This window comes from Streptomyces sp. NPDC026301 (assembly GCF_055567935.1).
In genome coordinates this window covers 344,652-363,168 of sequence record NZ_JBVHPN010000007.1, presented here as the reverse complement: position 1 = coordinate 363,168, position 18,517 = coordinate 344,652, and the positions used below count along the sequence as shown (strand labels likewise).

At 71.2% G+C, this 18,517-nt stretch carries 17 protein-coding genes; 6 read left to right on the top strand and 11 right to left on the bottom strand.

Features of this window, described 5'->3' with window-relative positions; translation table 11 throughout:
- Positions 1-31: 31 nt before the first annotated feature.
- The 5 genes from ACZ4MH_RS15140 to ACZ4MH_RS15120 form a co-directional block, all read right to left on the bottom strand.
- Positions 32-1,153 (bottom strand): chitinase, encoded by a 1,122-nt coding sequence (locus ACZ4MH_RS15140; RefSeq protein WP_467754521.1) that lies wholly within the window; start codon positions 1,151-1,153, stop codon positions 32-34.
- Between the two features lie 101 nt (positions 1,154-1,254).
- Positions 1,255-1,857, bottom strand: coding sequence for a dihydrofolate reductase family protein (locus ACZ4MH_RS15135; RefSeq protein ID WP_351592189.1), 603 nt, complete (start codon positions 1,855-1,857; stop codon positions 1,255-1,257).
- Positions 1,858-2,082: 225 nt separating this feature from the next.
- On the bottom strand, positions 2,083-2,976 hold the full coding sequence (locus ACZ4MH_RS15130; RefSeq protein WP_467754526.1) for a SigB/SigF/SigG family RNA polymerase sigma factor: 894 nt from the start codon (positions 2,974-2,976) through the stop codon (positions 2,083-2,085).
- 382 nt (positions 2,977-3,358) lie between these two features.
- Positions 3,359-4,084 carry a hypothetical protein gene (locus ACZ4MH_RS15125; protein ID WP_351592185.1) on the bottom strand — a complete coding sequence of 242 codons (726 nt, stop codon included), beginning with the start codon at positions 4,082-4,084 and terminating at the stop codon, positions 3,359-3,361.
- A gap of 63 nt (positions 4,085-4,147) precedes the next feature.
- Entirely contained in the window at positions 4,148-4,477 is a 330-nt protein-coding gene (locus ACZ4MH_RS15120) for a PadR family transcriptional regulator (RefSeq protein ID WP_351592183.1), read from the bottom strand.
- 250 nt (positions 4,478-4,727) lie between these two features.
- Here ACZ4MH_RS15120 and ACZ4MH_RS15115 point away from each other — a divergent pair, with 250 nt between their 5' ends.
- On the top strand, positions 4,728-5,447 hold the full coding sequence (locus ACZ4MH_RS15115; protein WP_351592180.1) for a L,D-transpeptidase family protein: 720 nt from the start codon (positions 4,728-4,730) through the stop codon (positions 5,445-5,447).
- A gap of 106 nt (positions 5,448-5,553) precedes the next feature.
- Here the strand turns inward: ACZ4MH_RS15115 and ACZ4MH_RS15110 are convergent, their stop codons facing one another.
- Entirely contained in the window at positions 5,554-6,513 is a 960-nt protein-coding gene (locus tag ACZ4MH_RS15110) for a MerR family transcriptional regulator (RefSeq protein WP_351592177.1), read from the bottom strand.
- 259 nt (positions 6,514-6,772) lie between these two features.
- Here ACZ4MH_RS15110 and ACZ4MH_RS15105 point away from each other — a divergent pair, with 259 nt between their 5' ends.
- From ACZ4MH_RS15105 to ACZ4MH_RS15095, 3 genes are all read left to right on the top strand, one after another.
- Positions 6,773-7,426: an RNA polymerase sigma factor gene (locus tag ACZ4MH_RS15105; protein WP_351592174.1), complete on the top strand. Its 654-nt coding sequence runs from the start codon at positions 6,773-6,775 to the stop codon at positions 7,424-7,426.
- Positions 7,427-7,712: 286 nt separating this feature from the next.
- The gene (locus ACZ4MH_RS15100; protein ID WP_351592263.1) at positions 7,713-8,294 is read left to right on the top strand and encodes an HNH endonuclease family protein; all 582 of its coding nucleotides are present in this window, start codon (positions 7,713-7,715) and stop codon (positions 8,292-8,294) included.
- A 92-nt stretch (positions 8,295-8,386) separates the two neighbouring features.
- Complete coding sequence (locus tag ACZ4MH_RS15095; RefSeq protein ID WP_351592170.1) at positions 8,387-8,731, top strand: MmcQ/YjbR family DNA-binding protein; 345 nt, start codon at positions 8,387-8,389, stop codon at positions 8,729-8,731.
- 81 nt (positions 8,732-8,812) lie between these two features.
- Here the strand turns inward: ACZ4MH_RS15095 and ACZ4MH_RS15090 are convergent, their stop codons facing one another.
- Complete coding sequence (locus ACZ4MH_RS15090) at positions 8,813-9,331, bottom strand: MarR family winged helix-turn-helix transcriptional regulator (protein ID WP_351592167.1); 519 nt, start codon at positions 9,329-9,331, stop codon at positions 8,813-8,815.
- A gap of 98 nt (positions 9,332-9,429) precedes the next feature.
- Here ACZ4MH_RS15090 and ACZ4MH_RS15085 point away from each other — a divergent pair, with 98 nt between their 5' ends.
- Both ACZ4MH_RS15085 and ACZ4MH_RS15080 read left to right on the top strand, forming a co-directional pair.
- The gene (locus ACZ4MH_RS15085; RefSeq protein ID WP_351592164.1) at positions 9,430-10,743 is read left to right on the top strand and encodes a multidrug effflux MFS transporter; all 1,314 of its coding nucleotides are present in this window, start codon (positions 9,430-9,432) and stop codon (positions 10,741-10,743) included.
- A 160-nt stretch (positions 10,744-10,903) separates the two neighbouring features.
- Entirely contained in the window at positions 10,904-11,908 is a 1,005-nt protein-coding gene (locus tag ACZ4MH_RS15080) for an alpha/beta fold hydrolase (RefSeq protein ID WP_351592161.1), read from the top strand.
- 128 nt (positions 11,909-12,036) lie between these two features.
- Here ACZ4MH_RS15080 and sbnA read toward each other — a convergent pair whose 3' ends face one another.
- Genes sbnA through ACZ4MH_RS15060 form a run of 4 tightly spaced genes read right to left on the bottom strand, consistent with a single transcriptional unit; the run spans position 12,037 to position 18,422 of the window.
- Positions 12,037-13,023, bottom strand: coding sequence for a 2,3-diaminopropionate biosynthesis protein SbnA (gene sbnA / locus ACZ4MH_RS15075; protein WP_351592158.1), 987 nt, complete (start codon positions 13,021-13,023; stop codon positions 12,037-12,039).
- A gap of 52 nt (positions 13,024-13,075) precedes the next feature.
- Positions 13,076-14,146, bottom strand: a complete 1,071-nt coding sequence (gene sbnB, locus ACZ4MH_RS15070; RefSeq protein ID WP_351592155.1) for a 2,3-diaminopropionate biosynthesis protein SbnB — start codon at positions 14,144-14,146, stop codon at positions 13,076-13,078.
- Complete coding sequence (locus ACZ4MH_RS15065; RefSeq protein WP_351592152.1) at positions 14,143-15,147, bottom strand: TauD/TfdA family dioxygenase; 1,005 nt, start codon at positions 15,145-15,147, stop codon at positions 14,143-14,145. The genes sbnB and ACZ4MH_RS15065 overlap by 4 nt, the downstream gene beginning before the upstream one ends.
- A gap of 23 nt (positions 15,148-15,170) precedes the next feature.
- Positions 15,171-18,422 carry a non-ribosomal peptide synthetase gene (locus tag ACZ4MH_RS15060; RefSeq protein ID WP_351592149.1) on the bottom strand — a complete coding sequence of 1,084 codons (3,252 nt, stop codon included), beginning with the start codon at positions 18,420-18,422 and terminating at the stop codon, positions 15,171-15,173.
- Between the last annotated feature and the right edge of the window lie 95 nt (positions 18,423-18,517).

Genomic DNA, 18,517 nt, shown 5'->3' with positions numbered 1-18,517 from the left:
GTGATCTCGTTCACGCGGTCGACGAACGGCCTCAACGCCCCTGTAGCGCCTTCACGTTGTCGCCGAAGGTCCAGTTCTTCGAGCCGTCCCAGTTCAGGGACCAGGTCATCAGGCCCTTCAGGCCGTTGTTGTAGGTGCGCCATGCCTGTGACACCTGCGGGGGTGCCAGGTAGCCGCCACCCGCACCCGGTTGTGCCGGCAGGCCCGGTACCTGCTTGTCGTAGGGGACCCTGATCGTGGTTCCCTGGACGACGAGCCCCTTGTTCAGGCAGTCCGTCTGGGCTGTGAAGCCCTCGACCGTGCCGGCCGAGTAGGAGTCGCCTGCACAGCCGTACATGCTGCCGTTGTAGTACTGCATGTTCAGCCACCACAGGCGGCCGTTGTCCGCGTACTTCTTGATGACGGGCAGGTACGCGCCCCAGATCGAGCCGTACGTCACACTGCCGCCGGTGACATAGGCCGTCTCGGGGGCCATGGTCAGGCCGAAGTTCGAGGGCATACGGGCGAGCACGCCATCGATGATGCGGATGAGGTTGGCCTGCGAGGCCGACAGCTGGTTGATGTTGCCGCTGCCGGTGAGGCCCGTCTCTATGTCGATGTCGATGCCGTCGAAGTTGTACTTCTTCAGGATCGGCACCACGGTCTCGATGAACCGGTCCGCTACGGCGGTGGAGTTGAGGTCGATGCCGGCCGCAGCGCCGCCGATGGACATCAGCAGCGTGGCGCCGTTCGCCTTGGCCTGGCACATCTCGGCCGGCGTGGCGACCTTCACCGTCGAGTCCATCCCGTCCTCCCACAGGACGGTGCCGTCCGAGCGGATGACGGGGAACGCCGCGTTGAGCACGTTGTAACCGTGGGCTCCGATGCGGGAGTCGGTGAGGGGGATCCAGCCCAGTCCGGGGTGCACGCCGTTCGCCGCACCGTCCCAGTTCTCCCAGTAGCCCTGGAGCACCTTGCCGGCGGGCTTGGACTTGACGGCGCAGGTGTCGGTGCCGGTATCGGCCTGCGGGGCGGTGTGCGCCGCGGGCACGCCGGGCGCCTCGGCGGCGGTGGAGGGCGGAGCGAGCGGCAGCTGCGCGACGCCGGCCAGTGTCAGGGCGGCTCCAAGTAGACGTAAGCCCTTGCCGGTCACGCCGTGTTCTCTTTTTGTCATGACCGGGATGATTGCGGACCGAGACAGATTGGTCCAGACCTGCGGTCGATGGACTGGCGGATCTGGACCAATCGGTGCCGGGTGGCAGGCGGAGCTGCGTCTTATGCCGAGCGGCGGCCCACAGGGCGGAAGACGCAGATTTGTACGCCGGTCGCAGCGGTTGTGCAGGAGACCAGTTCCAGCGGGCGGGCCTGCCCGTCCTCCGGGAAGAGCCGCTTGCCGCCGCCGAGCAGCACCGGCTCGATCATCAGCCGGTACTCGTCCACCAGGTCGTTCTCGATCAGGGCGCGGGCGAGGGTCGGGCTGCCCATGACCTGTACGTCGCCGCCTTGCTCGGCACGCAGCCTCGCGACGGTATCGAGAAGGTCACCGGGCCGCACCAGATTCGAGTGGTGCCACGACAGGTCCGACGGTGACAGGGTCCCCGAGACGACGTACTTGGTGATCTCGTTCATGCGGTCGGCGAACGGGTCCCCCGCCCGATCGGGCCAGGCGGCGGCCATGCCCTGCCAAGTACGCCGCCCGAACAGCAGCGCCTCCGTGGCCGACAGGGCCTCGCCGATCGCGGGGCCCATGCTCTCCGGGTCGAAGTACGGCATGGACCACCCGCCGTGCGCGAAACCGCCCTCGGTGTCCTCCTTCTCCCCGCCGGGGGCCTGAACGACGCCGTCCAGGCTCATGAAGTCACTCAGTACGATGCGCATTTCCCTGGCTCCTCGCAGCTCCACCTTCGATGGCGGGCCTCCGGATGGCAGACCGCCTGCGCACCATCGCCGGCCGACCGGGCCGACGCCGAAACGACCGAACATCCGCCGATTCCGGAGCGCATGGGAAACACGCTAGCGGCGACCACTGACAACGCCCGGACAGCCGAGCCGAACGCCTCCGCCCGGGACGGGAGCGGAGGCCGGTGGGCCGCACCGCCTTTCTCACTGAGGGGCGGGGTCGGCGACTCGTGTGGCGAGGCGGCGGCAGGCGCGGGTGATGAGGCGGGAGACGTGCATCTGGGACATGCCGAACTGTTCGGCTATGCGGCTCTGGGTCATGTCGCGGAAGAACCGCATGTACAGGATCTGCCGCTCGCGCTCCGGCAGGGCCTCCAGCTCCGGCTTGACCGTCTGGCGGTCGATGACCAGGTCGAAGCCGGACTCCGTCTCCCCGAGCGTGTCCTGGAGGGAGTAACCGTCCTCGGCGCCGGTCAGTTCGGCGTCCAGGGAAAGCGTGGTGAAGCTCTCCAGGGCCTGGCTGCCGAGCCGGACCTCTTCCTCGGTCATCCCGGTGTGCTCGGCGATCTCCTGGTGGGAGGGCCCGTGGTCGTCCACCCCGCGGGTGAGCTCCTGCCGGGCGGTGCGCACACGGTTACGCAGCTCCTGTACGCGGCGCGGTACGTGCACTCCCCACAGGTTGTCGCGGAAATGCCGCTTGATCTCGCCGGTGACGGTGGGGATGGCGTAGCTCTCGAAGGCGGTTCCGTGGGCGGGGTCGTAACCGTTGACGGCCTTCACCAGGCCCAGGGCCGCGATCTGCTGCAGGTCTTCGACCGTTTCGCCGCGGTTGCGGAAGCGCAGCGCGAGGCGCTCGGCCATCGGCATCCACGCGCAGACCAGACGCTGGGAGAGGGCTTCGCGCTCGGGACCGTCGGGCAGGGTGGCCAGGCGGCGGAAGTCGGCTTCAGTGTCCGGGGCGTCATGGTGCGAGTGCCGGCCACGCCGGCGTGTGGCGGGGGCGGTATCGCGCTGCCGGCGGGTCCGGCGGACGGGCTTGCCCGGCGGGCGAGTACGGGCCGTGTCACCGCGGCGACGGGCGGTGGCGCGCCGCGCCACGGTGGACTCGGCCGCCGCCGGCTCCTGCGCGGGCCGCGTGTCCTCGTTCGGAATTTCGCCCTGAATTCCGCTCTGTGTCTCGGCCTGTATCTCGGTCTGGATCTCGGTCTGAATGTCGCCCTGGGGCTCGTTCTCGGTGGTCGTGGGGGGCGTGCTGAGCATGGTCCTGGCTCTCCCTGGTCCTCGACGCTCTTCTTGCCGGGTCCGTGGGCGGAGCAGCGACCAGCCAGACGCGCCCGCCAGGAAGCCACTTCTCCCACGGGGCGTGCCTACAAGTCCGAAGCACGTGTTTTTCTGCCTGCCCGACCGCGTGGGCGGTAAACACGTCCTCGTGGGAGCGGTCGCGGTTGTTCTGTAACGCGGCTGAGGCGAGCCGGTGCGTTCAGGCGCTTGCGGCGGCTGCTGTGGTGTCCGGGGTGCGGGTGACCACGCGTAGGCGTACCAGCGCGACGCCCAGTACGAGCAGGCACAGGACCAGCAGGCAGACGGGGCGGAAGGCGACCACCTTGAAGTTCAGGGCCGCGGCCAGGGCGATGCCTACGGGGGTGGCGATGATGCCGATGAGCGGGATGGCCACGGCGATGGCCTTGACGGTCCGGCGGCGGTGCGGATCGGCGCCGTGGCGCAGGACGGCGGAGACCGCGGCCAGGGAGCCGGCGTAGGCGGCCAGCGCGCTCACGACGTACAGGGCGAGGATGACGGGCACGGACATGCCCAGCCAGACCTGCGATCCCGTCGGGCCGACGGAGACGGCCCGTACGGCCCAGTTGTCCAGGGGAGAGGCGGGCGCGAAGGCGAACTCGGCGAAGCGCGATGACGGCGCGAAGACGAAGAACAGGGCCATGAAGGCGCCCGGAAGCGCGCCCAGAACGGTGGCGGCGACGACGCGCCCGACCCGCCTGCGAGGGCGGATCAGGCCGCGCTCGGCGGCCCAGGTACGCGCCAGGGCGGCGACGTCACCGCCGACGTAGTCCTCGGCCGTACGCCCATCGGCGGCGGCCGCCGCGAGGTCGGCACTCAGCTCCTCGGCCATCTCCTGCGTGGCCTGCTCCAGTACGCCCAGCCGTCTCCACACCCGTCTTGCCTGCCCCACCGTGTCAAGCGCCATCGTCCCCACCCTCGCCCTCATCTTGATCCTGATCCTGTGGTCCCGGTCCTGGTCCTCTGTGCGTCACGACGGCAGTACGCGTGCCACTCCGGCGGCGAAGTCGCCCCACTGCGCGGTCCATTCCGCGAGCTCGCGCTGCCCGACGTCGGTGAGGTGGTAGTAGGTACGCACCGGACCGCCCGCCCCCGGACGCCGCGTCACGTCCACCAGGCCCCGCGAGCGCAACCGGGCCAGGGCCGGGTAGATCGAGCCGCTGGCGACCTCCAGGCCCTGCTCGGCCAGACGTACCGTCATCTCATAGCCGTAGGTCGGACGCTGCGCGATCACGGCGAGCAGGCACAGGTCCAGCACACCCCGCAACCACTGCTGCCGAAGCCCTTCGTTGACTGCCACGTTGAGTATCTTGCTGTACAAGTATGCTGCGGAGCAAGTTAGTTCCGAGAGGCCATCGGTGTCGCTGGGCCGAACCGCGCCGCCGGCGTGGGCCACTACCGGGTGCCGCTTGTTCGGTAATCGTCGGTTTTGGCGGCTGATAGGCGTCTAATCTGATGACGCGAGGGACTCATGAGGCGTTCATGGCCTCATCCGGCGCAATCACCCATTGGCGGACGCCTGGACGGCGTCGAGACGGAAGCGGTGGTCCATGACGAGTACGCGCATATCTCGCGGGAGACGCGGGGCTGTTCACGCGGCGGCGGCCGGGCTGTTGTCGCCGCTGTTAGTGGTCGGGCTGCAGGCGGCGCCCGCGCACGCCGCCTCCGGCTCCTCGTGCGGCGGCCTGCAGGGCCCGTACCAGAAAGAGGCCGAACGATTCCTCGGGCGGCAGGCCGACGGCAGACAGTCGGTCGGCGACTGCCGCGCGATCCGGGATTTCCAGCGTGCGCACGGCATCTATCCGCAGTACGGATACGCGGGGCCGGTCACCTGGAACGTGATGAAGGTCGTGAAGAAGCAGCGAGCCGCGGGGAAGAACCCCAATCGGGCGGGCAACTGCCCCGTGAACAAGGGCCGCATCGCGTGCGTGGACCTGACCCGGCAGATCAGCTGGATCCAGGACGGCCACAAGCTCGTCAAGGGCCCTGTGCCGGTACGCACGGGACGGAACAAGTACGAGACGCGCACCGGACTGCACCAAGTCTTCTGGCGCCACAAGGATCACGTCTCCACGCTGTATGACGTGCCGATGCCGTACAGCCAGTTCTTCGACGGCGGCGAGGCGTTCCATGCCATCGACGGCAGCGTGTGGTCGGCACCGGGCTCGCACGGCTGCGTCAACATGCGGCCCGCGGACGCGAAGAGCTACTGGAAACTGCTGAAGACCGGCGACGAGGTGTACGTCTACGGGCGCAAGGCCGGCACCTGACGTTGGCCATCGCCGTCCCCGTCCCCCCTCCTGGTATTGGCGGACGGGGACGGGGGCCGGGACGGGGGCGGCACGGTCTCGAAGGCCCGCCGAGGAGCCGTCTCCGCTAGTTCGCTGACGGGACGCCGGCGGTCTCGCGCAGTTGCGTCAGGAGCGTGAGGGCGTCGCGCAGCGTGAGGGGGTAGCGCATTCCTGGTTGCTGCGGCCCCGCCGTTGACCAGCCGGGGCCGCAGAGCAGTACGGCGGGTTGCCGGCGCGCGCCCCTCATGCCCCACCGGGTGGCGGCCACCTGCCGGGCGAGGGACGGGCTGGCGGTGCCGCGTACCTGGGACCAGAGGACGATCGCCGGGGGGCCGGTGCGCCGTACGGCCGCGGCGAGCGCGTCGATCGGTACTGCCGCACCGAACATCCGGGTGGCCAGGCCGCGTTCGGAGAGCACGGCGTTGAGGGCTTCGAGGGGCAGCGTGTGCTGCTCTTCCGGTACGCAGGCCAGGAGCAGCGGCGTGCCGGCCGTCGGCGGTGGCGCGGTGACACGGCGGAGCGCGCTGGAGACGTGCCAGGACAGCAGGTGTTCCGCCTCTACGTAGCGGTCGCTGGACGTGGTTTCCCATTTGCGTCCGACAGCGTGCAGGGTCGGCACCATCACCTCGTCCCAGGCGGTGACCAGGCCGTGCGCGTCGACGAGGGACGTCAACCGGTGCGCCATCGCCGGGGCGTCGAGCCGGGTGGCGGCGCGGATGAGGCCCCGGCACTCCAGACGCGCGTCTCCGGGGCGCAGCGCGCTGCGTGAGGAGGCCGGGAGCGCGGGCGCGGGCTGTTGCTGACCGCGCTCTTCTCGTCGACTCGTCGCGGCGGTCGACTTCTTGGCGGTGCGGGCCGCCTCGGCCGGGGGCACGCCGGCCGACGTGAGGCGGCACATCTCCTCCAGTACGGCGACGTCCTGCGGCGTCCAGCGCCGGTGCTGCCCCTCGGGGCGCACGGCGGGACCGAGACCGTAACGCCGGTCCCAGGACCGCAGGGTGGTGGGCGCGACTCCGAGGCGCCGGGCGAGAGCGCCCGTCGTCATCGCGGTATCGGCGGAACCGGGATCACCGCCCGGCTGCCGGTGCGCGTGCCCGGTGTGCGCTGGCCCCGTGTGCGCTTGCTCTGTGTGTGCGTGCCCTGTATGTCCGCGCTCCACGAGCCGAGCATACGACGCACAAACGACGCGAGTTGCCGAGTCGGACAAAGGATTTTCAGGATGGTGCCGCCGTTCCGCCCCGCCGTTCCACCCCGCCATTCCGCCCCGTCAGGCCCTGCCGGCCCTGTCAGGAGGAGCAGCCGCCATGTCCGCAGACCGTACCGCCGCGCTCCGACCGGCATCGCCGCCCCCGCCCGATCCGCGTCCCACGGGCGTCCCGACGCGGGAATCGCTCACGGACGAGGAACTCGTGCGCCGGCTCGCCGCGGGCAGTGAGGCGTGCCTGGCCATCGCGTACCACCGCTGGCAGCCGCTGGTACTCGCCCTGGCCCGGAAGGCACTGGGCGACTCGCAGGAGGCCGAAGACGTCACCCAACTGGTCTTCCTCGCCGTGTGGCGGAACCGGCACCGGTACCGGGCGAGCCGCGGGCCGGTCACCGGGTGGCTGATCGGAATCGCCCGGCACAAGATCGCGGATACCTTGGCGGCGCGCACGCGCCGGGCTCGGCTGATCGCTGCGGCGGGCTCGGCCCTGCCGCTCGCCCCCGAGGTGACCGGCAGGGCCGACGAGGTACTCGACCGGGTCCTGCTCAGCCACGAGCTCGCCCGGCTGCCTGAGCCGCAACAACAGGTGCTGCGCATGGCCTTCTACGACGACCTCACCCAGGCGCAGATCGCGGAACGCACCGGCTGGCCCCTGGGCACGGTCAAGAGCCACGCCCGGCGCGGCCTGCACCAGCTCCGGCGCGGCCTGGAGTCGAGCCGCAGCAGCAACGCTGCCGAGCAGTCGAAGAGCTGATCAGGCGGGCGTCACCGGGCGCGGATGAGCTCCATTTGGCGGTCTCGGTGGGCGGTTGAGGAGCGGGGCGAAGGCGTTGTGTCGGGCTGCCGCCGTGCAGTCACGCAGATTTCACCTCCGACGTCTACCCGCATAGACGGCGGCGCGGGACCATGAGCGCGCCACTCCCCCGCAGTTGTTCTGCTCGGAACACCGTCGTCCGTCTCGGAACCAGGAGATTGTCATGCACATATCTGTTCGCCGTGGGGCCATCGTCACGAGTCTGGTGGCCGCCGCCACTGCCGCCATGAGCCTCTTCGGTACGGTCCCCGCGCAGGCCGAGTTGCCCACTCCGGTCAGTGCCGCCACCGCCCGTTCGTATCTGACCTCGCTCAGCGTCGGTGCCGAGCATTCGCGGGACGGGTACAGCCGGGATCTGTTCCCGCACTGGATCACCATCAGCGGGGCGTGCAACACCCGTGAGACGGTGCTCAAGCGCGACGGCACGAACGTCGTCACCGACTCCGCCTGCGCCGCTACCAGCGGCAGTTGGTACTCGCCGTATGACGGCGCCACGTGGTCGGCCGCCTCGGATGTCGACATCGACCACCTCGTGCCGCTCGCCGAGGCGTGGGACTCCGGCGCGTACGCGTGGACCACCGCCAAGCGGCAGAACCTGGCGAACGACCTCACCCGGCCGCAGCTGCTCGCCGTCACCGACAACGTCAACCAGTCCAAGGGCGACCAGGACCCCGCCACCTGGTGGCCTTCCCGCGCCACCTACAAGTGCACCTACGCGCGGGCCTGGGTGCAGGTGAAGTACTACTACGGGCTGAGCGTCGACTCCGCCGAGAAGAGTGCGCTGTCGTCGGTGCTCAACGGATGCTGACGGCTGCCTGAGCAAGGGCTGTCACGGCCGGGCGGGCGGTCCGCCCGTCGGTCCGGCGGGCCGATGTCAGTGGTGCGGTTTACGGTGATCCCATGCCCGACTCCGATGACGTACGCCGGATCGCCCTCTCCCTGCCGGAGACGGTGGAGAAGGAAGCCTGGAGCATGCCCACCTTCCGGGTCGCCGGGAAGATGTACCTCACGCTCCCCGACGACGAGACCTCCTTCGCCGTGCGGTGCCCCATTCTGGAGCGGGGGGAGCTGATAGCGGCGGAGCCGGAGAAGTTCTGGGTGCCGCCGCATGAGGCGAGCTCCGCCTGGGTGCGGGTGCGGCTGGCCGCGCTGGAGGACCTGGACGAGCTGCGGGACATCGTCGTGGACTCCTGGCGGCAGGCCGCGCCGGGCCGCCTCCTGGAGACCTTCTCCGGGGCGGGCTGAGCGCGCGCACGGCCCGGACGTGGCCGTCTCCCGGTCCGCTCAGGACGGTCCGGTCGGTCCGCTCAGGACGGCCCGCGCCGCTCAGGACGCCGAGGCCTGCTGCAGTACTTCGGCGAGGCGGGCGAGGGCGTTCAGTACGTGCTCCCGGTCCTCGCCCAGTCCCTCCAGCAGCTCGGCCTCGATGGCGAGCTGGCGGGGAAAGAGGGCGTCGACGGCGTCCTTGCCGGCCTGGGTGACGGTGACGAGGGCGGCCCGGCGGTCGGCCGGGTTCGGCGTGCGGGCGATGAAGCCGCGCTTCTCCAGCTTGGCCAGCGCCTTGCTGGCGCCGGCCCGGGAGATGCTCATGCGCTCGGCGAGGCGGCGGGCGATCACCGGCTCGTCCGCGTGCCGGAGCGGGATGAGCAGGTCGACCTCGGGCGCGGTGAGCGGCGCCCCCTCGTAGAGCGGTTCGACCGCGCGGTCGACCAGGGCGGTGATCTGCTTGAGCAACGCCACCACCTCCATAGGCGAGGTGTCCAGACCGGGATGGTGCGCGGCCCACTGCTCACGGACGCGGGAGGGGGGAGGCAGCATCGGCAGCGCCTTTCGGTCTCGGTGCATGGTCAATGGTGAATGGTGAATGCGGCTCGTCGATCAGATCAGGTCGGCCGGTCGTCGACCGTTTCGTTAACTGGTGAACCATCGGTTATCTTTTTGCCATGATATCTCGCTCTCCCGCCGCCGCGGACCCCGCGCACGCCCCGCCCGGCGCCCCCGCCACGCCCGACACACCCGGCACCGCCCCGGCCGCGCCCCCGAAGCGTGCCGGCGCGCTGATCGCCGTGCTCGGTGCGCTCACCGCCGTCGCCCCGCTCGCCACCGACATGTACGTGCCGGGCTTCCCCGCCATGGGTGCCTCGTTGCACGCCGGCAGCTCCGCGATTCAGCTCACCATGACCGCCTTCCTGGCCGGGCTCGTCGTCGGCCAGCTCGTCATCGGGCCGCTGAGCGACAGCCTCGGGCGCCGGCGGCTGCTCCTCGCGGGGGCGGCGGGCTTCGCCCTGTTCTCCTTGGTGTGCACGGTCGCGCCGGGTGTGGAGGTACTGACCGCCGCCCGCTTCCTTCAGGGGGCGACCGGCGCAGCCGGCATGGTGCTGGCCCGCGCGGTGCTCACCGACCGCTTCCACGGGGCCGACATCCCGCGCTACTTCGCCGTGCTCTCCCAGATCCTCGGCGTCGCGCCGGTGGCCGCGCCCGTGCTCGGCGGCGCGGTCCTGTCGGTGTCCACGTGGCGGGCCGTCTTCGTCGTGCTCACCGTCATCGGCGTGCTGCTCCTGTTGGCGGTGGTGGCCAAGGTGCCGGAGTCGCTGCCTCCGGAGCGGCGGCACGCCGGCGGGGTGCGCGGCACGTTCCGGGCGATGGGCCGGCTGCTGGGCTCGCGGGCCTTCATGGGGTACGTGCTCGTGCTCGGCTGCACGGCGGCGGCGCTGTTCTCGTACATCGCCGGCTCCAGCTTCGTCTTCGAGAACCTGCACGGCGTCTCCCCCACGACGTACTCGCTGATCTTCGCCGTCAATGCCATCGGCATGCTGGCCGCCGGAGCGGTCTTCGGGCGGCTGGCCCGCCGGGTGCGGCTGAACGTCCTGCTGGTCGCCGGGGTGGCGCTGGCCCTGGTCGGCGCGCTGGCGCAGGTCGTCGTGCTCGCGGTCGCGGGCGAGACGTTCGCCGGGACGTGGCTGTCCCTGTTCGTGACCACGTGCGGCATCGGGCTGGTCTTCCCCGCCACCATGAGCCTCGGGCAGACGCTGGGCCGGTCGGCGCCCGGTGCGGCCTCCGCGCTGCTGGGCGGCCTCCAGTTCCTGTTCGGCGCGATCGCGTCACCGCTGGTCGGTCTGTTCGGGGAGGACAGCTCCGCGCCGATGGCGCTGATCATGCTCGGCTCACTCGTGGCGGCCGGCGGCTGTCTGCTCGTCCTGGCCCGCCCCTGGCGCGGCGCCGGCGAGCTCGCCGGGCGGGAGCGCGACGCGGGCTGACGGTCGCACCGTAAGGCCGGTCGCTCCCCGTAGGGCGCGAGGCCCCATGACGGCGCCTCAACTTCCCCCTCCGAAAAGGCGGAACGCGGAACAAGACCGTCTCCCGAACCGTTCATCAGGAGTGATCGCAGGTCACATACGCACGAGCGCAGGAGGACAGGTGCCCCCTTCCGTCGAGTCCCCTTCCGTCGAGCACCGGTTCGTCGAAGTCAACGGCGTCCGGCTGCACATCGCCGAGCAGGGGCAGGGACCACTGGTCCTGCTGCTGCACGGCTTCCCGGAGTCCTGGTACTCCTGGCGGCACCAGTTCGGGCCGCTGGCCGCGGCCGGGTACCGGGTCGTCGCCCCCGACCAGCGCGGCTACGCCCGCAGCGAGCAGCCTGCGGACATCTCCGCGTACAGCATGCTGCACCTCACCGGAGACGTGATCGGGCTGATACGGGCCCTCGGTGAGGAGCAGGCGGTCGTGGTCGGGCACGACTGGGGCGCGCCGGTCGCCTGGACGACCGCCATGCTCCGCCCGGATGTGGTGCGCGGCGTCGCCGGGCTGAGCGTGCCGCCGGTGCCACGCGGCACGGCCGCGCCGCTGCCGGCTCTGCGCGCCCAGCTCGGCGAGGGGTTCTATCAGCAGTACTTCCAGGAGCCCGGCGTCGCGGACGCCGAGCTGGCCCGGGACGTGCGGTCGACGTTCCGTCGGCTGCTGTACGGCGGTTCCGGGGACAGCCCGTTCACGGACCCGCCGGTGCCGTGGGTGATCCCCGAGGGCGCTTCGGTGCTGGACACGATGCCGGAGCCGAAGGAGCTGCCCGGCTGGCTCACCGACGACGACATCGACGCCTTCGCGCGCGACTACGCCGAGCACGGCGACCGGGCGTTCACCGGGGGCCTCAACTGGTACCGCAACATCGACCGCAACTGGGAGCTGCTCGCGCCCTTCCACGACCGGGGCATCGACATACCCGCGCTGTACGTCGCCGGGGACCGCGATCTGGTCCGCGGCTTCCCCGGCATGGACCGGCTGCTGCCCGTCCTGGACCAGCTGCTGCCGCGATTGCACGCCAATGTCACGCTGCCCGGCTGCGGCCACTGGACCCAGCAGGAGCGCCCCGACGAGGTGAACGCGGCGCTGCTCGACTTCCTCGCGCAGCTGCCCGTACTGGACTGAGACGGCGCCGAAGGCGACGGCCGCCCGGTCGGGCAGGGCGCCCCCGGAGGCAAGCGAACGCCGCGCCCACCGGCCCCTGTTCACAGCGGGACCGGTGGGCGCGGCGGCAGCGCCTGAAGGCGTGCGCGTCAGGCCGAGCGGGAGCCGGCCGTCAGCTCGTCGGAGTCGAGGATCTCCTCTCCGTAGAGGTCCTGCAGCCAGTTGGACTGGTAGATGGTGTCGAGGTAGCGCTCGCCGAGGTCAGGGGCGATGGCCACCGCTGTCAGGTCGCGGTCCTCATGACGCGCCAGCCAGTCGGTCGCGCCGCTGACCACCGTGCCGGTGGAACCGCCGAACAGGAATCCGCTGCGGGCCAGGCGGTGGCAGGCGCGGACGGTGTCCGCCTCCTCCACCCGGATCACCTCGTCCACGTAGGACTCGTCCAGCAGCGCCGGGCGGACGCTGGTGCCCAGGCCCGGGATCATCCGGCGGCCGGGCGGGCCGCCGAAGGTGACCGATCCGACGCTGTCGACGGCGATGACCCGGACCCTGCGGTGCCACTCCCAGAAGTAGCGCGCGCAGCCCATCAGCGTGCCGGTGGTGCCGGCGCCGACGAACAGCACGTCCAGGTCGGGGAACTGGCGGGCGATGGCCGGTGCGGTGGTCCGGTAGTGCGCCTTCCAGTTGCCCGGGTTGGTGTACTGGTTCAGCCAGACGTACCGGTCGTCGGAGGCGCACAGGGCGCGCACGTAATCGATTCGCGCGCCCAGCCAGCCGCCGTTGGCGTCCGGTTCGGCGATGAGGTGCACCTGGCTGCCCAGGGCCTCCATCATCCGCCGGGACGACAGATTGCAGCGCGGGTCGGTCACGCACAGGAACCCGTAACCCTTGCTCGCCGCGATCATGCTGAGTGCCACGCCCAGATTCCCGGACGAGGACTCCACCAGGACCGACCCCGGCATCAGTGCACCCTCGCGCTCCGCGGCCTCGACCATCTCCGCCGCCGCCTTCAGCTTGATCGACCCGGCGAAGTTGAAGCCCTCGCACTTCAGGAAAAGTGGCTGCCCGAAGATCGAGCGCAGGTCGACGTAGAGCTCTTCCTCATTGAAGTCCAGGGGAACGGATATGACTGGCACGATGACCCCCTCATTTGATGACCCCCCATGTGCGGCCGTAGGATCCGGCCGCTCATCCGTACCGGCGCAACTCGTGGAAGAAGCCGTCGATGACGTGCAACTCCCCCGAGCGGACCACTTCGTCGTAGACGTATTTGCCGACCGCCAGGTCCAGGACCCCAAGCCCGAACGGCGAGAAGACCACCGGGCGGTCCGCCGGCGGCCGCGCCTTCCCCGCCATGACCTCGGCCAGCGTCCCGTGCAGGAAGTCCCTGCTGCCGGAGAGCTGTTCGGCCAGGTGGGGTGAGGTGTCAGCTTTCAGGCAGTGCTCGATGTCGTCCACGATGTTGGCAGAGGCGAGCACGATCTGCGGCGCGAGGTCGCGCAGCGAGACGTGCAGCACCAGCGGATGGTGTGCGAACCACGACACGTCGCTGACGTGCGGCCGGCCCGCGACGGTGGCGAAGATCACCAGGTCGCTCAGGCGGATCAGCTGCTCGGCGCTGTCGTGGACGGTGATCCGGGCGCTGGTACCGGACTGTTCGAGGTACGTGCGGAAGCCCGCGGCGCTGTCGGCGGACACGTCGTGCACGCCGATCTCCTCGAACGCCCAGCCGGTGGCGGCCAGGAACGTGTGGATGTAGCGGGCGATGAGGCCCGTACCGAAGAAGCCGACCCGCACGGGCCTGGGCCGGCCGCGGCTGAGCCAGTCGGCCGCCGACGCCGCCGAGGCGGCCGTGCGGGTGGCGGAGATGATCGAGCTCTCCAGGCACGCGAACGGGTAGCCGGTGTCGTGGTCGTTGAGGATCAGGACCGCCGACGCCCGGGGAATGCCGGCCGCGACGTTCTCGGGAAAGCTGGATATCCATTTCAGGCCGTCGACCGGCTCCCGGCCGCCCACCGACGCGGGCAGCGCGATGATCCGGGAGGACGGGCGGTCGGGGAACCGCAGGAAGTACGAGGGCGGGTTGACCGTGTCGCCGGCGCCGTGCAGCCGGTAGGTGTCCTCGACCAGGTCGACGAGCTCCCGCTCGCGGCCGTGCAGGGCGCGCTGGACCTGGGAGCCGGAGACCACCGCGAACGGCGGCACCCTCGTCGGCTCCCGGCCGGTGGCTTCGTCGGCGGTGGGGTGGATGGTCGTCACCGGGACGTCACCTCGATCGTGGGCGCGCAGTCGGCCAGCCGCACCCCGTCGGCCATCGCCACCAGCACTTCGCGCGGTCCCTCGAAGGGCTCCCTGCTGTGCGCGGTACGGACGTTGTCCACCAGGAGCAGATCGCCGGCCTGCCAGGGCTCGCGGGCCGTGTGCTCCTCGTAGACCTTGTTGAGCAATTGCACGATGTCCTCTCCGATTGCCTCACCGCCGCCGAAGCGCGTGTTGAACGGCAGCCCGTCGGCGCCGTATTCGTCGACCAGGTACTCGCGCACCTCGGGCGCCATGGTCCATTCGTTCAGGAAGGCGATCTGGTTGAACCAGCAGCGCCGGCCGGTGACCGGGTGGCGTACCACGGCGCTGCGGCGCTGGCTGGTGCGCAGGCCGCCGCCGTCCTGCCATGCGAAGGCGATCGCGTTCGCGCGGCAGTACCGTTCGACCGCGCCGCGGTCCTCGGTGCCGAACGCCTCCTCCCAGGACGCGCCGATCTCGTCGTTGTAACTGCGGGTGAGCAGCCAGCCCTCCCGCTCGAAGCGCCGCACCAGTTCGGTGGGCAGCGCGTCGAGCACGGTGGGCGCGTCGGCCACCGCGGTGGCCCCGCCCTCGGCCGGCGCGGTCAGGCAGGCGAACATCATCAGGCCGGGGAAGGTGAGGGTGTAACTCAGCTCGTGGTGCATGCACATCTGCTGGTTCGGCGGCCATTTGGTGGAGGAGTAGACCCCCTCCTCGGGATAGGTCCGCCGGGGCGCGAACGCCTCCTGCTCGCTCAGCAGGCCGGTGGCCAGCCGCCGGAAGACGGCCCCGGTACCGGCCGGGTCCCGTAAGCCCAGGCCGCGGACGAGCAGTGCGCCGTGTTCGGCAACGGCGGCGCGCAGGGCGTCCCGGTGCTCGGCGACCCAGCGCGGCGCGTCACCGCTGGTCTCGGCCCGCAGCATCGGGGGCCTGCCTGGCTGGCGTTCCACGTCGAGCAGGGACGCCGGGTATGACGACATTTCTGTTCTTCCTTTCGTTGTTATCAAGAAGAAGCCAACAAAGCGGCGGCCTGTACGGCCTGTGCCGCCCGGTCCGGGCGGGTGCGCAGGAAGTAGTGGCCGCCGTCGGCCAGTTCGTGCAGTTCCACGTCCTCGGCGAGCAGCTGCCAGTCGTGGTGTCGGAGGCCGGCGTCGGCCGTGGCCGGGTCGTCGGCGGCGACGACCACGGTGACCGGTGCGGACAGCTTCTCCGCCGGCGGGTCCTGCAGCAGGCCGGCGAAGTATCGGTGGGCGGCGAGGCAGTCGTGGCGGTAGGCCGCGCCGACGTGCTCGGCGCGCTGGGCGTCCAGCTCCTCCAGTTCGGTGTAGCCGCCCTCCGCCGAGAGCTGCGCGGCGATCCGCGCGTTGTCGCGGCCGGCGAGCACGGTCATGGCGGCGCGCCGGGCGGCGGCGTCGCCGGGCAGCTGCGCGGCGAGGAAGAGGCGCTGGACGGTCACACCGCGCCGTTCCAGGCGCCGGGCCGTCTCGGCCGCGAAGGCGGTGCCCGAGGAGTGGCCCCACAGCAGTACGTTGTCCAGGCCGCGCCGGACGATCTCGGTGACGGCCTGCTCGGCCACCTCCTCCAGGGGCGCGAACGGCTCGCTGTGCGCCGCGAGGTCGTGCCCGGGCAGCTCCACGGCGTAGACCGCGCGCCCGGTCCCGCGCAGGGCGCGGGCCAGCGGCTGGAAGTTGACCGCGTTGCCGCCTGCGTACGGGAAGCACACCAGCGCCCCGGCGGTGCCGCCGCTCGGCTCCGCGAGGGCGTGCAGCAGTCCTTCGCGGCGTACGGAGCGGCCGTCGACCACGTCGGCCAGGTCGGCGAGGACCGGGTGGCGGGTGACGTCCTTGAGGGAGACGGCGCGCTTCAGGGTGACGGCGAGCTTCACCGCCGACAGGGAGGTGCCGCCGCGGTCGAAGAAGTGGTCGCGCCGGCCGATGCGTTCCTGCGGGATGCCGAGCACGGTGGACCAGGCGGCGGCCAGCCGCCGTTCGGTGGCGGTGCGCGGCGCGTGGTAGTCCTCCTCGGCCATCCCCAGCCGGCCGGCCAGCGTGGTCAGCGCCTTGCGGTCGATCTTGCTGTTGGCGGTCAGCGGCAGGCTGTCCAGATGGTGGAAGGCGGCGGGCACCATGTAGCCGGGCAGCGACTCCCCCAGCCCCTTGCGCAGCGCCGTGACCTCCAGTTCGCGCCCGGAGTAGAAGGCGATCAGGTGCTTGCTGCGGTCGGCGCGCTCGGCGACCACCACGGCGCCGTCCCGTACGCCGGCCATCCGCAGCAGCGCGTTCTCGATCTCGCCGATCTCGATGCGGAAGCCGCGGATCTTGACCTGGGTGTCCCGGCGGCCGAGGAACTCCAGCTTGCCCGCCGCCTGCCACCGGCCCCGGTCGCCGCTGCGGTACAGCCGGGCGCCGGGGTGGTGCGGGTCGGGCAGGAACGCCTGCCGGGTCCGCTCCGGGTCGTTGACGTAGCCGCGACCGACGCAGACACCGGAGAAGACGATCTCGCCGGGGGCGCCGAGCGGTACCGGGGCGAGGTGGTCGTCGACGACGTGGACGCGCACATTGCGCACGGCGGGGCCGAGCGGCACCCGGTCGCCCTCGGGCGCGCGGACCATCACCTCGTGGTTGGTGTCGTCCGAGGTCTCGGTGAGGCCGTAGGCATTGACCAGCTTCAGGCCCGGCAGGACCGTGAAGAACCGCTGGGCCAGCTCCATCTTCAGGGCCTCGCCGGTGACGGACACGCAGTGCAGGTCGGACAGTTCGCGCGGGGCGGCCTCCAGCGCGGACAGGACGACTTCGAGGTAGGACGGGACGACCTGGACCACGCCGGCCCGGCCCGCGGCGACCGTGTCGACGAACCGCTGGACGTCCAGCACCTCGTCCTGTCCGACCAGCAGCGTCCGGCCGCCGACCAGCAGGGCGGAGACCAGCTGCCACAGCGAGATGTCGAAGCACTGGGGCGCGGTCTGGGCGACCACCTGCCCCTCGGCGATGCCCAGGTCCTCGATCTTGGCGTAGAGGTGGTTGAGCATCCCGGCGTGCTCGCACATCGCGCCCTTGGGCTCGCCGGTGGAGCCGGAGGTGAAGTAGATGTACGCGAGCTGGTCGGGCTCGATGAGAATCCCGAGGTCGTCCTCGGTGTGCCCTTCCTCGTACGCGGTGCCGATGAGGAGCTTGCGGGCACCGGGCACGGCGGTCAGCGCCTCGTCCAGGGTGGCGGTGCTGCCGGGTTCGGTCAGCACGAGGCCGCACTGCGCGCGAGAGAGCGTGGTGGCGATGCGGTCGGCCGGGAAGTGCGGCTCGACGGGCAGGTAGACGCCGCCGGCCTTGAAGACCGCCAGCACGGCGGCCATCCAGTCCAGGTTGCGTTCGGTCACCACGGCGACGACGCCTTCCCGGCGCAGGCCCCTGGCCAGCAGGGCACGCCCCAGCCGGTTGGCGCGGGCGTTGAGCTCCCGGTACGTCCACTGCCGCGTGCCCTGTACGGCGGCGACGGCGTCCGGGTGGGCGCGTACCCGACGCTCGAACAGCTCGTGGAAGCGGGCGTCGGGCAGCTCGCGCCGCGGCCCGGCCAACTCATCGAGCTGGTACCGGAGTTCACCGGCGGACAGCAGGCTCTGCCGCGTGTGGTCGGCGTCGGGCCCGGCGGCCAGCAGCGCCAGCGCGCGGCGGTGGTAGCCGGCGATCCGGTCCACGCACGCCGCGTCCAGCGCCTCGGTGCGGTACCGCAGCCGCAGTACCAGTTCCTCGCCGCCGCGTGCCGTGACGCCCACCCACAACACGGTGTCCCCGGTCGGCTCGCCCGCACCGCCGGTCGGGTCCCACACCGTCTCGTACTCGGGCCCGGTCACGCCCAGTTCGCGCCGGAGGGCGTCGACCGGGAACTCACGGTGCGTCAGCAGCTCGGAGACGGCGCGGTCCACGTCGTGCACCAGCGCCCGCCAGGTGCCGGCACCGGTCGTCAGCGGGCAGGGCAGCGGCCGGCCGTCCCGTACGGCGACATGCCCGGTCACCACGTCCCGCTCGCCCGCCAGCGCCGCGAGCACCTTGGCGTGCGCGGCCAGCAGGAGGGAGTCGAACGGCACCGCCAGCTCCTCCGCCAGCCGGCGTACCGCCGTGACCACCTCGGCCGGGACGCTCGCCACCTGCTCGGCGACGCCCGGCACCGGATGCCGGGTCCACCGCGGGAGCGCGGTGACGCCGCCTCCCACGAGTACACCCCGCCAGAATTCCCGACCGCTCTCAGCCGGCATTGCCATGGGATCTTCCCCCTCCACGCACCGTTGTCGCGGTGCGGCGCGCCGCTGTCCGAAGCGGTGCGGTCGTTGTCGTCGATTCCTCGCCAGCCCGCGTC